General features: G+C 71.4%; 11 protein-coding genes. 5 read left to right on the top strand and 6 right to left on the bottom strand.

The window, feature by feature from the left end; genetic code table 11:
* Positions 1–52: 52 nt before the first annotated feature.
* From ABH941_RS35785 to ABH941_RS35765, 5 genes are all read right to left on the bottom strand, one after another.
* Positions 53–1,033: an ABC transporter permease gene (locus tag ABH941_RS35785; protein ID WP_370134429.1), complete on the bottom strand. Its 981-nt coding sequence runs from the start codon at positions 1,031–1,033 to the stop codon at positions 53–55.
* Between the two features lie 596 nt (positions 1,034–1,629).
* Positions 1,630–3,864, bottom strand: coding sequence for a hypothetical protein (locus ABH941_RS35780; RefSeq protein ID WP_370134426.1), 2,235 nt, complete (start codon positions 3,862–3,864; stop codon positions 1,630–1,632).
* Positions 3,865–4,135: 271 nt separating this feature from the next.
* Positions 4,136–4,594: a DUF6113 family protein gene (locus ABH941_RS35775; RefSeq protein ID WP_370134424.1), complete on the bottom strand. Its 459-nt coding sequence runs from the start codon at positions 4,592–4,594 to the stop codon at positions 4,136–4,138.
* The gene (mshB, locus tag ABH941_RS35770; protein WP_370134422.1) at positions 4,591–5,568 is read right to left on the bottom strand and encodes an N-acetyl-1-D-myo-inositol-2-amino-2-deoxy-alpha-D-glucopyranoside deacetylase; all 978 of its coding nucleotides are present in this window, start codon (positions 5,566–5,568) and stop codon (positions 4,591–4,593) included. Before mshB ends, ABH941_RS35775 begins: the two co-directional genes overlap by 4 nt.
* 103 nt (positions 5,569–5,671) lie before the next feature.
* Positions 5,672–5,866: a hypothetical protein gene (locus ABH941_RS35765; protein WP_030257722.1), complete on the bottom strand. Its 195-nt coding sequence runs from the start codon at positions 5,864–5,866 to the stop codon at positions 5,672–5,674.
* A 284-nt stretch (positions 5,867–6,150) separates the two neighbouring features.
* On the opposite strand from ABH941_RS35765, the gene ABH941_RS35760 reads away from it, so the two are divergent.
* The 5 genes from ABH941_RS35760 to ABH941_RS35740 all read left to right on the top strand — a co-directional run bounded on the left by ABH941_RS35760 (position 6,151) and on the right by ABH941_RS35740 (position 12,032).
* Positions 6,151–8,304, top strand: a complete 2,154-nt coding sequence (locus ABH941_RS35760; RefSeq protein WP_370134419.1) for an alpha/beta fold hydrolase — start codon at positions 6,151–6,153, stop codon at positions 8,302–8,304.
* 157 nt (positions 8,305–8,461) lie between these two features.
* The gene (locus ABH941_RS35755; protein ID WP_370134418.1) at positions 8,462–9,454 is read left to right on the top strand and encodes an ABC transporter ATP-binding protein; all 993 of its coding nucleotides are present in this window, start codon (positions 8,462–8,464) and stop codon (positions 9,452–9,454) included.
* Positions 9,451–10,173, top strand: coding sequence for an ABC transporter permease (locus tag ABH941_RS35750; protein ID WP_370134415.1), 723 nt, complete (start codon positions 9,451–9,453; stop codon positions 10,171–10,173). Before ABH941_RS35755 ends, ABH941_RS35750 begins: the two co-directional genes overlap by 4 nt.
* Before the next feature lie 39 nt (positions 10,174–10,212).
* Positions 10,213–11,430: a sensor histidine kinase gene (locus tag ABH941_RS35745; RefSeq protein ID WP_370134412.1), complete on the top strand. Its 1,218-nt coding sequence runs from the start codon at positions 10,213–10,215 to the stop codon at positions 11,428–11,430.
* A gap of 29 nt (positions 11,431–11,459) precedes the next feature.
* Positions 11,460–12,032 carry a DNA-binding response regulator gene (locus ABH941_RS35740; protein WP_370134670.1) on the top strand — a complete coding sequence of 191 codons (573 nt, stop codon included), beginning with the start codon at positions 11,460–11,462 and terminating at the stop codon, positions 12,030–12,032.
* Positions 12,033–12,039: 7 nt separating this feature from the next.
* On the opposite strand, the gene ABH941_RS35735 is transcribed toward ABH941_RS35740, so the two are convergent.
* A complete protein-coding gene (locus ABH941_RS35735) occupies positions 12,040–12,888 on the bottom strand; it encodes a transglutaminase family protein (RefSeq protein WP_370134410.1) in 849 nt (282 codons plus the stop codon).
* Positions 12,889–13,263 lie beyond the last annotated feature (375 nt).

Genomic DNA, 13,263 nt, shown 5'->3' with positions numbered 1-13,263 from the left:
TGATCGTGCGGTCACTGCTGCGGTTCCGATGGGCCCCGAGGGGTGTTGGGGCTCAGCTGAAGCGCACCCGCGGATCGAGCGCGGAGTAGATCAGATCGGACAGGAGGCCGGCCACCAGGACGACCGCGGCGGTGAACAGACTGACCGCGGCGACGGAGTTGACGTCCTGGGTGGTGATCGAGTCCACCAGCCACTCGCCCATGCCGTGCCAGCCGAAGATCTTCTCGGTGAAGGTGGCCCCGGTGAACAGCAGAACGATGTTGTAGACCAGCAGCGGCACGATCGGCAGGATCGCGGTGCGCAGACCGTGCTTCATCAGCGCGGTGCGGCGGCGCAGGCCCTTGGCCCGCGCGGTCCGCAGGAAGTCGCTGCCCAGCACGTCCAGCATGGTGTTGCGCTGGTAGCGGCTGTACTGGGCGATCTGGAACAGCGACAGGGCGATGGTCGGCAGGACCAGGTGCTGGAGCCGACTGATCATCACCGGCCAGAAGCCGCTCAGCGTGGGGTCGTACTCACCGATGTACTGGATGAGCGTGCCGCCCGCCGACTGGTTGATGTTCACCGCGAACATCTCCAGGGCGATGGCCACCACGAACACCGGCATCGCCAGCAGGAAGAAGGAGGCCAGCGTGGTCCATCGGTCGAAGAACCGGTACTGCTTGATGGCTCCGTAGGCGCCCACCAGCACACCGCCGATGGAGCCGATGAAGGTGGCGATGACCAGAAGTCGGGTGCTGACGCCGACCCGGCGGCCGAAGTCGGCGGTGACCGAGCCGCCCTTGATGTCGAGACCCAGGTTTCCGTGCGCGACCCCGTCGACCCAGCGGGCATACCGGACGACCACGGGGGTCTCCGGGTTCAGGTTGTAGGTCTCCAGCGTGGCGTCGATCTGGGCCATCGTCGGGCGCGGCTTCTGCTGCTCGAAATTCGCACGCGGGTTGAGGCTCAGGGCCGCCAGGAAGTAGGCCACTGATGTGGCCACGATGACCAGAATCAGGTAGTTGGCCAATCGGCGCAGCATGTAGCGACCCAACGCTGTTCATCTCCTTCGTGCGTTTCCCGCGCTCGACCCCGCCGTCCTGCGCACCTGTGCGGATGGGCAGGTCGCGCACGGGCAGGAAATCTTTCGGGATCAGTGAGTCCGGGACTAACATCCGCCGCTGTTCAACGGCTTGAGGACTCATCCTGATGGGACGAGATGGTCATGTCGACAGAGCGCTGATCAAAGATTGGTAACGCTCTAAACGTCGGTAATAGATGCTCTGGTCTACAGGTATTACAGTGCCACCACTGGGGCGGGTGACATGCAGTTTTGCTGAGAGCGACAGTTGCAGCAGAGTTGTCCGGAATGCGGACGGGAAATGCCCACCAAGCTAACTTTCGCCCCGATATTATCTATATGCTGATATGAGTCTCAAAGCGGACATACAGGTCAAAGCTAAGCGGTAGTTGAAGCATGGATTTCATTGCCGCAGACCAATTCGACGGGCTCGGTCGCGAGAGTTCTTCCACCGCACAGGCTCCGTGTAACCCACTTGTCACAATGGAATAGTGCCGCCGACATAGCAGTGAAGTGGCCGGTACCTGAGGGTCAGGTACCGGCCACTCCGGGGCTGCGGGAAATGTCGGTTACAGAGAGATTGTCCGGTCGCCGTTCGGCTTGCTGATCAGCTGGGCCAGCGCGGTCGCGATGTCCTGGGTGGTGACCAGGGAGCCCTGCTTGGTCTTCAGGCCGTCGAAGGTGCCGCCGATCGCGCTCTGCAGTTTGCCCAGGTCGAAGACCGGCACGACCTTGCCGCTCGGGTCCGGCTGCAGGCTGAGGGACGAACTGAAGGCGGTCTTGCCGAACAGCAGGGAGACGCCCTTCACGGTCACCGTGAACTTGTGCTTCCCGGCCCACGCGCCGATCGAGTCGGCGGCGGACCTCAACTGGGCCGCCGAGGCCTTCGGTTGGGTCGTGGTCACCGGGATGGTCACCGGCTTGTCCGGGAGCCCGGCGGCGCGGTCCCGGTAGGCCTGCTCCACCAGCGCCATCGCGGCCTCGATGTTCGGGCTCTGGCCGGACTGCGGTGCGGTGATCTGGGTGCTGCCGTCGGAGCCGAAGTGGACGCTGCCCTCCTTGGCGCCGGCCCCGCTGCCGGAGGCGAGCTGCTGGAGCGCGGACCGCAGCTTGTCCTCGTCGATCTTCACGACCGGTGCGACCGGGTGCTCGCCACCGAACAGCGAGGGCAGCACCGAGGCCGGGTTGTAGCTGTGGTGCGCGATTCCCTGCACGGTGGCGGTGGTGTCGATGGTCAGCCCGGCCACCGAGGGGTTGAGCTTCACCTGCTTGGAGCCGACGACGAGCGTCAACGACTTGGCGGCGAGGACGCCGACGGTGCCGTCCAGGGTGTGCACCGCGACGTCCCGGGTGTCCCCGCCGATGTTCTGGCCGAGGACGGTGGTGCCCTTGGGGACGTCCGACTGATTGAGCATCAGGCCGGCGCCGTAGGCCACGCCCACCGCCATGACGAGCAGGCCCACGGAGGTGACCAGCAGCTTTCGGCTGCGCCGGGCGGCGGAGGGGCGCTTCTTGGTGGACGGCGGTGCCGCTGGGGCGCTCTCCTCGGTGGGCTTGCGGGGCGGGGCGCCGACACCGCCGGTGCCACCGGCGAAGCCGTCGCCGACCGGCGGCGTCGCGGTCTGGCGCGCCGACTGCTTCTGCTGCCCTCCGCCGGGGGGCGCCTCCGGCACGGTGGCGGGCTCGCGGAACAGCGGGAGAGCGGCGGTGGCCTCCGGATCCTGCTGCTGGGGCGGCCGGTTGCGCTGCCGGGTGTCGGGGGCGCCGACGGCAAGTCCGCCGTTGAGCCCGACCGGACGGCCGGAGTTCTGCGGGCCGGTCGTCAGCGGGCCGGTCGTCAGCGGGCCCGGCGTCAGGGGGCCCGGCGTCAGGGGGCCGGTCGTCAGGGGGCCCGGCGGTGGCGCCGGTTGGGTGTAGGACTGCTGCTGGTACGGGCTGCCCTGGTACGGCTGCTCGTACAGGGCCTGCTGCGGGTAGTCGGCCTGGCCGAAGGCAGGCGGCTGCTCGAAGCCGGACTGCTGCTGTTCGTAGGGGGACTGCTGGAAGCCGGGCCGCTGCTGTTCGTACGGGGACTGCTGGTAGCCGGACGGCTCGTACCCGGGCTGCGGAATGGCCTGGGTCTCCTCCTCCGCGGCCACGTACCCGGGCTGCTCGAAGACCGGCTGCTCGAAGCCCGGCAGCTGGTACGAGGTCGTTGGGGCGGCGGTCGTCGGGGCGGCGGTCGCCGGGGGAGCGGCCTGCAGCGGGGGCGCCGGGGTGGGTTCGGCGGCCCCCGGCTGGGACTTCTTGCGCGGGGCGAACCAGGTGCTGGGCGCCTCCGGCTGGTCACCCGGCGCCGGGGTCCCCGCTCCGTCCTGGGTACGCCATTCCGGCGGAAGGTCGGGCATCGGCGCGGTGGTCGCACCGCGGTCCTCCATCACGCCCAGCACGGGTGAACTGCCGCTCCCCGACCGGTGCCGGGGTGCGTTCGCCCCGTTTGCCCCGTTCGCCTCCGCCGAGGTGTCGCCGTCCGCGGCGGGGTCCTTGCCGGCGCTGGGCACCGTGCTGCGCACGACCACCGGCGGGATGGGCCGGGAGCCGGGGATGTTGATCCGGATGCGCGTGGTGAGCGTCGTCTCGGTGCGGGGTTCCTCGGGAGGAACCTCGTCCGGGTCCGCGCCGGGAGGACCGGCCGGCTGTCCGGCCGGCTGCCCGGCCCGGGAGAAGGCGGGGTCGCTGGAGAGGCCGTACGGGGGAGTGCCCGACGGATAGGCATCCGGACCAGGACGGGGCGGGGTCGACGGATTGTCAGATTCTCGGCTCACTGCGTCTGCTCCGGTTCGCTCCGCGGCCTGTGGGGACGGGGTGCGGTTGTGGATCGTCGGTCTTGCGCCGTGTGCGCGCCGGCGGACAGGTCGTCAGGAATCCAGCTCTGGATCGACCGTCGGCTTCCGCCTTGGGGGCCTGCCGCCGTCGGGCCCCTTCGCCCCGGCGGCAACACTCCCCCCGTGTGTTGGTCCACCACCTTACTGGGCGGCAGGTGACTCTGACACGCTGACCGATTATCAGGTTTTGTGGCGAGTTGACCGTATCTGCTCAATGGCTCTGGGCGTCCCGCACGGCCCGTAGCGTGGCCCGCGAAGGGAGCGTGGCGCAGATCACAGCGAGGGCCATCCCTCCCAGCAGAAAAACGTATGACCCGGTGCTAGCGGCCAGCAGGAAATCGCCCTCGGGCCGGGGGGTATTGGCCAGCAGCAGTATCGCGAACCAGCCGACGGCCGGCAGCGCCGCTCCGAGCCGGGTGCCGGTCAGCGCCCGTCCGCCGTGGAAGAGCGCGAACGAGGCGCCGAGCGCCAGCAGCAGTCCGCCCGGGAACCACAGCGCCTGGACGAAGCACCCGGCCAGGCCGACGGCCACCCCCAGCACGGTGAGCAGCACATAGGCGGTGATCCGCGCCCCCCGCCCCAGCGGCACGGCGGGGTCCGGTGCGGAATGGGGCGAGGAGGAGCGCGGCGCGGGCACGGTCGCGCGGGCGCGGTCCTGGGGGCGGCTCATCGGGTCGGATTCCTCACGGCGTCGGACGGGGCGGACGGGACGGCGATCCCGGTGACCCCCGCGATCCCGGCGAAGAGGTCCTCCTCACGGCCGGACGCGCCGGGCGGTCCGGCCTCGCCGTACACCAGCCGGTATGCCTCCATGGTCGGCACCGGCTGGCCGAGGTCGTTGGAGAGGGAGAAGAAGGGGCCGTCCACCGCAATCTGGGTGGCATGGGCGCGCATCGCCTCGATCTTGCGGTCCGCGTAGGCGCTGCCGTCCACCGTCGCGGTGACCTGCTCGTCCGGGACCACGCCGGGAACGTCCGCGGGGCCGGCGACGCCGGGGAAGGGGAACTCCCGGCCCTGGGAGCGCAGCGACGCGAAGAAGTCCTCGATCACCGAGAGCGGCACGCAGTTCCAGTAGACCTTGTCGATCCGGTGGGCCGGGCCCAGTTCGGGGTGGAACTCCGGGTCGGCCGCCAGCTCATGGGCCCGCATCGCGGTGCGGTGCGCCTGGATGTGGTCGGGGTGGCCGTAGCCGCCGTTCTCGTCGTAGGTGGCCAGCACCTGCGGCCTGGTCTCGCGGATGACCGCCACCAGGTGGCCCGCCGCCTCGTCCAGGTCGGCCTGCCAGAAGCAGTCGGGGCGCTTGTTGCTCTCCACGCCCATCATCCCCGAGTCGCGGTAGCGGCCCGCGCCGCCCAGGAAGCGGTGGTCGGTCACTCCGAGCGCCCGCATCGCCGCGGCCAGCTCGCCGATGCGGTGCTGCCCCAGGGTGTCGTCCCGGTCGGCCGCGAGGTGCTGCAGATCGTCGCCGATCACCTCGCCCTCCTCGCCGAGGGTGCAGGTGACCAGGGTCACCAGGGCGCCCTCGGCGGCATAGCGGGCCATGGTGGCGCCGTTGCCGATGCTCTCGTCGTCCGGATGGGCATGGACGAGCAGGAGTCGGCGCGCCGCCGAGGGGGAGGCAGGAGGGACGGTCGGGTCGGTCATGGAGTCAGCGTAAGGGCAGGCGCCGACAGCGGCCCCGACGGAGCCCCGGAGGCCGGCTGACGGCCGGTCAGGGCCGGCCGGGGTCGGTCGAAGACGGATCTTCTCAGAGTCGGATGCCGGAGATCATCCCGGCGACATTGGTGCTCAGCGTGTGGATCGGCTGCGCGATGGACGTGGACGCGAGGTAGAAGCCCAGCAGGGCGCAGACCACGGCGTGCACGAGCTTCAGTCCGGAGCGCCGGACCAGCAGGATGACAATGACCAGCATCAGGACGGCGGCGGAAATCGGCAGAACCATCGCGACTCACCTCTCAGCAGCGGCACGGCGGGGACTGCCGAACCGGTCGGGGGCGGGTGTGCAGCGCAGCTTCTGTGCGGCGCAGCTTGTTGATACCCAGAGAGTGACCGAAAGGTCACTTTCCGTCATCATGCATATGCCGGAGCATCGGTGCACGACAGGGGCGCACGCGTCGCGGGCGTGCCGTCCCCGCCGGGCGTCCGAACGGGCGAGCGAAAGCCAGGTCGGGTTTGACCCTCCTGGGGGACGATCTACGTCCCGGCCTGCGGCTCTAAGGTCGGAACATGACCACTCAGGACACGACGCCGGAGAACTCCTTCCCCCGCCAGTACTCGCGGACCCTGCGCTTCACCCTCGGGGCGCCGCGGTCGTTCACCGTCTCCCCGGACGGGCGCAGGGTCGCCTTCCTGCGCTCCGCCGGTGCGGCCGAACGGGCGAACCTGCTCCAAGTAGTGGATCTTCCGGAGGGCAGTACTCCGTTCGAGCGCATCGTCGCCGACCCGTCCGCTCTGCTCGGCAGCGGGGAGGAGCAGCTGAGCCCGGAGGAACGGGCCCGACGCGAACGCAGCCGCGAGGGCTCGGCGGGCGTCGTCGGCTATGCCACCGACGCCGCGGTGACCATGGCCGCCTTCGCCCTGTCCGGACGCCTGTTCACCGCGGACCTTAGGTCAGGAGGCGCAGCTGAACTGCCGGCCCATGGCTCGGTGCTCGATCCGCGTCCTTCGCCGGACGGCTCCCAGATCGCCTACGCCACCGTCGCCGGCGAGCTCCGAGCGATCGGCGCCGACGGCAGCGGGGACCGGGCGCTCGCCGGACCCTCCGGCGCCGAGGACGGCGAGGTGGCCTGGGGCCAGGCCGAGTTCATCGCGCAGGAGGAGATGGACCGCAGCCGGGGCTTCTGGTGGTCGCCCGACAGCGACCGGCTGCTGGCGGCCCGGGTCGACTCCACCCCGGTCCAGCGCTGGTGGATCGCCGACCCGGCCAACCCGGACCGCCCGGCGAGCGAGATCGCCTACCCGAAGGCCGGCAGTCCCAACGCCGAGGTCACCCTGGCCGTACTGAGCCTGGACGGCGGCCGGACCGAGGTCGTCTGGGACCGCGAGGCCTACCCCTACCTGGCCCGGGTGCACTGGTCGGCCGGCGGTCCGCCGCTTCTCCTGGTCCAGGCCCGGGACCAGCGCAGCCAGCTCACCCTCGGCGTCGACCCGGAGACCGGTGCGACCACGGTGCTGCTGGAGGAGCAGGACCCGGCCTGGCTGGAGCTCTTCTCGGGTGTCCCGGCCTGGACCCCGGACGGACGGCTGGTCCGGATCTCGGACCAGGGCGGAGCCCGCTCCCTGATCGTCGGCGACACCCGGCTCACCGGCCCTGAGCTGCAGGTACGGGCGGTCCTCGACCTCGGCTCGGAGGATGTGCTGATCACCGCCTCGGCCGGGGAGGCCGCCGCCGACCCCGAGATCGGCGAGGTGCACCTCTACGCCGTCGGCACCGGAAGCACCGGCAGCGGCGTCACCCGGGTCAGCACCCAGCCCGGCCACCACGCGGCGGTCCGCGCCGAGGGGGTCACCGTGCTCGCGTCCGCCGCCCTGGACCGCCCGGGAACGGTGGTCCGGATCCTCAGTGACGGCGTCCCGGTCCACACCGTGGAGTCCCGGGCCGACACCCCGGTGATCACCGCCCGTCCGGTGCTCACGCTGGCCGGCAAGAGCCGCATCCCGGCCGCCGTGCTGCTCCCCACCGGCTACGACCGCGAGCGGGACGGCCTGCTGCCGGTCCTGATGAACCCCTACGGCGGACCGCACGGGCAGATGGTGGTCGCCGCCCAGAACCCCCACCTCACCTCGCAGTGGTTCGCCGACCAGGGCTTCGCGGTGGTGGTCGCGGACGGCCGCGGCACCCCGGGGCGCAGCCCGGCCTGGGAGAAGGCCGTCGCCTTCGACTTCGCCGGCGCCACCCTGGACGACCAGGTGGAGGCCCTGCAGGCACTCGCCGAGGAGCACCCGCTGGACCTCACCAGGGTCGGCATCCGGGGCTGGTCCTACGGCGGCTATCTGGCCGCGCTTGCCGTGCTGCGCCGTCCCGACGTCTTCCACGCCGCCGTCGCCGGGGCTCCGGTGACCGAATGGGAGCTCTACGACACCCACTACACCGAGCGCTACCTCGGCCACCCCGCCGAGCGCCCCGAGGTGTACGCGGCCAACTCGCTGACCGCCGACGCCCCGAGGCTGACCCGTCCGCTGCAGCTGATCCACGGCCTCGCCGACGACAACGTGGTGGTCGCGCACACCCTGCGGCTCTCCTCGGCGCTGCTCGCCGCCGGGCGCCCGCACGAACTGCTGCCGCTGTCCGGGGTGACCCATATGACCCCGCAGGAGGAGGTGGCGGAGAACCTGCTGTTGCTCCAGGTGGCCTTCCTGAAGCGCTCGCTGGCCCGGTAGGACCCGCTGGGACCCGTGCGGGAACCGCAATCCCGGCATGACATCCGTCATGCCGGGTTCGGGACCGGCGGCACTGCCGTCGCGCCGACCGCTCCGCCAGTCTTGAGGCTGACAGGAAGAGCCGACGTCGCAGGTCGACGAGGGAGCAGGCGAAGCGATGAGCACGTCCACAGAGCAGGTCACGGGGGCGGCCCGAAGGGGTCGGGGCTCCGGGGAGGTCGCGGCCTTCCGCAAGGTCAGCAAGCACTTCGGCACGGTGAGGGCCGTCCACGACATCAGCCTCACCCTGCACCCCGGCGAGACCGTCGCCTTCCTCGGCCCCAACGGGGCCGGCAAGTCCACCAGCATCGACCTGCTGCTGGGCCTGCGCGAACCCACCTCGGGCAGCGTCACCCTGTTCGGCGGCAGCCCGCGCCAGGCGATCCTGGACGGCCGGGTCGGCGTGATGCTGCAGAGCGGCGGCCTGATGCCGGACGTGACGGTCCGTGAGCTGATCAGGTTCGCCGGCGACATCCACCCCCGCGGCTACGACGTGGACGACGTGCTGCGGACGGCCGGCATCACCGAGCTCGCCGACCGCATGGTCGACAAGCTGTCCGGCGGCCAGGAGCAGCGGGTCCGCTTCGCGCTGGCCACGGCCGGCGACAGCGACCTGATCGTCCTGGACGAGCCCACCACCGGGATGGACGTCTCCGCCCGGCAGGCCTTCTGGGCCGTGATGCGGGCCCAGGCCGACGCCGGACGCACCGTGCTGTTCGCCACCCACTACCTGGAGGAGGCGGACACCGTCGCCGACCGGGTGCTGGTGGTGCACAGGGGCCGGCTGATCGCCGACGGCACCGCCGCCGAGATCAAGGCCCGCGCCGGGCTGCGCAAGATCTCCTTCGACCTCCGTCCGGCGGACGGCGCGGACCTCTCGCTGCTGAACGCCATTCCCGGGGTGACCTCGCTGGACGTCAGCGGGCACACGGTCCGGATCAACAGCGCCGACGCCGACGCGGCCGTCGCCGCGATCTACCGGGCCGGCTTCTACCCGCGCGGCCTGGAGGTCACCGGCGTGGGCCTGGAGCAGGCCTTCATCACCATCACCGGCGAGCAGGATGCCGCAGACCAAGACGCCGCAGACCTCTCCGAGGAGACAGCGCGATGACCACGTTGATCAAGCTGGAGATCCTCCGGGTGCTCCGCAACCGTCGCTACCTGATCTTCACCATCGTCATGCCGGTCGGCCTGTACCTGCTGATGGTCAGCGCCTACAGCGGGGTGGACACCCTCGGCGGGGTCTCCGTCAAGGCGTACTTCATGGTCACCATGGCGACCCTGGGCACCGTTTCGGCCTCGATGAACACCAATGCCACCCGGATCGCGCTGGAGCGCAAGAGCGGCTGGGCCCGCCAGCTGCGGCTGACCGCGCTGCCCGGGTACGGCTATGTGGTGGCGAAGATCGCCGCCACCGCAGCCTCCACCCTGCCGGCGATCGTGGTCACCTTCGCGGTCGGCCGTGCCGAGGGAGTGAGCCTGTCCGCGAGCACCTGGCTGCTGCTCGGTCTGGTGCTGTGGGTCGGCGGCTTCGTCTTCGCCGCCCTGGGCGTGGCCCTCGGCTACTCGGCCGGGCCCGACTCGCTGCAGCCGATCGTGATGATCGTCTACATGGCGCTGCTGATGCTCGGCGGCACCTACTTCCAGTTCACCGGCTCCATGGCCGCCTTCGCGAAGTGGACCCCGATGGCGCTGTACAACCAGCTCGGCCGGGTGGCCCAGGCCGGGGGCCCGGTGAGCGGCGGGGAGCTCGCGGCGATCCTCGCCTACGCGGCCGCCTTCGCCGCCCTGGCATCCTTCCTCTACCGCAGGGACCGCAGGGAGGCCTGACGGCCGGTCAGTGATTTCGTCGGAGGAGGAGGGAGGGCCATGAAGGACCCGGTCACGCCGCACATCGGACAACCGCCCGAGAACCGCCGCCAGGCGTTCGTCAAGCTCTGCTGGATCAGTCTGTGGATGATCTACCTGGCCTATCCGGTCAGTGACCTGCTCGGGGGTCCGCACGGGGCCGCCGCCCGGATCGCGGGCTGGATCCTGCTGGCGCTCTTCCTCGGCTGCTACGCCGTCCTGGTGCTGCGCCGGACGGTCGCCGGAGGCGGCTGCTGGAGCCCCGTCCGCGGGTGGCTGCTCGGGGCGATGCTGCTGATCTCGCTGGCGACCTGTTTCACCCTCGGCGACAACTGGCTGGCGCTCTACACCTACACCGCGGTCAGCGCCGGATTGATCCTCCCGCAGCGCTTCGCCATGTACGGAGTGGGCGTGGTCACCGGATGCGTTGCGGTCACCGGCCTGGCGCTGCACAGCTACGGCGCCGTACTGATCCCGATCACCCTCTCCGCCTTCCTCGGCGGCTCCGCGATGACCGGACTGCAGCGGCTGGTCCGCACCATGCAGGAGCTGCGCGAGGCCCGGCAGGCCGTCGCCGCCCTGGCCGCCTCCGACGAGCGGCTGCGGATGGCCAGGGACCTGCACGACCTGCTCGGCCACTCGCTCTCGCTGGTCACCCTGAAGTCGGAGCTGACCTCGCGCTTCATGGACCAGGAGCGCTACGCGGAGGCCCGCGCCCAGGTGGACGACATCGAGAGGGTGAGCCGGCAGGCGCTGGTCGACGTGCGCGAGGCGATCGGCGGCTACCGCAGGCCCAAGCTCGCCGTCGAGGTCGCCGCGGCCCGCACCGCGCTCACCGCCGCCGACATCTACGCCGACACGGACCCGGCGATCGCCGACCCGCACCCCGGGCTCGGCCCGGACGAGGAGGGCGCGCTCGGCTGGGCCTTGCGCGAGGCGGTCACCAATGTGGTCCGCCACAGCGGCGCCGGACACTGCACCGTCCGGCTGTCGGAGCACATGGAGCCGAACGGGTCCCGTTCGCTCTGCCTGGAGGTCGCCGACGACGGCGGCGGGGCGAAGAAGGCCGGGCACGGCAACGGGCTGACCGGGCTGGCCGAGCGCCTGGAGCTCGCCGACGGCCGGCTGGAGGCCGGGCCCGGCGAACACGGCCGCGGTTTCGCTGTGCGCGCCTCGGTGCCGTTGCGCGCGGTAACAGGCCCCGTCGAGGAGGTGGTGCCCGGTACCGTGCAGCAGTGATCAGAATTCTCCTCGCCGAGGACCAGGGCATGGTCCGCGAAGCCCTTGCCGCGCTGCTGGGCCTGGAGGGCGACATCGAGGTCGTCGCTCAGGTGGCGCGCGGGGACGAGGTGGTCGCCTCCGCCGTGGCCAACGACGTGGAGGTGGCGATCCTGGACATCGAGATGCCGGGCCTGACCGGCATCGAGGCCGCCGCGCTGCTGCGGCGCAGGCGCCCTGCGACCAAGATCGTGATCGTCACCACCTTCGGCCGCCCCGGCTATCTGCGCCGGGCGATGGAGGCCGGCGCGGACGCCTTCCTGGTGAAGGACGCACCGGCGTCCCAGCTGGCCGAGGCGGTCCGCCGGGTGCTGCGCGGGGAGCGGGTCATCGACCCGACGCTGGCCGCGGCCGCGCTGGCCGAGGGCGCCAACCCGCTCACCTCCCGCGAGCGCGACGTGCTGGCAGCCGCGGCCGACGGCTCCGCCAACGCCGAGGTCGCCCAGCGGCTGCACCTCTCCGAGGGCACCGTCCGCAACTACCTCTCCGCCGCGATCCAGAAGACCGGAGCCCGCAACCGCGCCGAGGCCGTCCGGATCGCCCGGGAGAAGGGCTGGCTCTGAGAGGCAGTCAGTTCAGCCGGTATCGGGCCGCCCGGGCCTCCTGCCGGACCCGCTTGGCCGACTCCGGATCGAAGGCGTCCAGGATCTCCGCGTAGGCGTCCATCTCCGCCGCTCCCGCCAGGAACGACCCCGTCTTGACCAGCAGTTCCGCCCGCTCCAGGCGGAGCTGGGCCGGATGCCGGGGCAGCAGCAGCGACAGCTCGGTGGCCCAGAGCTGGGTCCGGGCGTGCTCGGGCCGCGCTGCGGCCCAGGCGCGGATGTTGCCCAGCACGCGCAGCACTATGTCCAGCGGCTCGGCCGGGCGCAGCAGCGCCTCGTCCAGCGGGTAGCCGCCCTCCTCGGCGATCTCCTCGGCCTCCTCGCGGGTGAGCACCCGGCCGCCGTGGAAGGGGTCCGCCAGCACGTACTCGCCGTCCGGGTCGCCGATGCCGACGACGAAGTGGCCCGGCAGGGCGACCCCGTAGACGGGCAGGTCGAGCGTGCGGGCGACGGTGATCCAGACGATCGAGACGGTGATCGGCAGCCCGCGCCCGCGGCGCAGCACCTGGTGCAGCAGCGAGGACTCCAGCCGCTTGTAGACCCCGGGGCCGCCGCGCAGGTCCGCGGAGCCGGCCAGGGCCCCGGCCAGCAGCGCCGCGGTCTCCGCCGGCGACGGCTGGTCCACGGCGCGGAAGGCGGTGGCGGTCAGCGCGCCCAGCCGGTCCAGCGCGCGCCGGGCCGGGGCCAGACATGCCTCGATCCCGCCGTCGGCGGGATCGAGATCCGTCTCGAAGCCCATCAGCAGGCACAGCAGAGCGAGATCCGGCGTCTCGCCTCGCGCCTCGGCGGCGAACCGCTCTCTGCTGTCCTCGGTCATCCCGGGGGATTCTATGCGGCGGCGGTGTGCCTGAGGGCATATCAGGCGCTGTGCCCCGGGTTTCGTGGGGTCGCTGCCCGAGGGGACTGCGGCGTGGGGGTTCGGGGGGTCGCTCCCCGAGGGATTGCAGCATGCGGCGGCGGTGTGCCTGAGGGCATATCAGGCGCTGTGCCCCGGGTTTCGTGGGGTCGCTGCCCGAGGGGACCGCGGCGTGGGGGTTCGGGGGGTCGCTCCCCGAGGGATTGCAGCATGCGGCGGTGGTGTGCCTGAGGGCATGTCAGGCGCTGTGCCCCGGGTTTCGTGGGGTCGCTGCCCGAGGGGACTGCGGTGTGGGGGTTCGGGGGGTCGCTCCCCGAGGGATTGCAGCATGCGGCG

The sequence above is a fragment of the Streptacidiphilus sp. EB103A genome (assembly GCF_041261405.1).
In the GTDB taxonomy this organism is placed as follows: domain Bacteria; phylum Actinomycetota; class Actinomycetes; order Streptomycetales; family Streptomycetaceae; genus Streptacidiphilus.
This window is presented reverse-complemented; position numbering and strand designations above follow the sequence as displayed.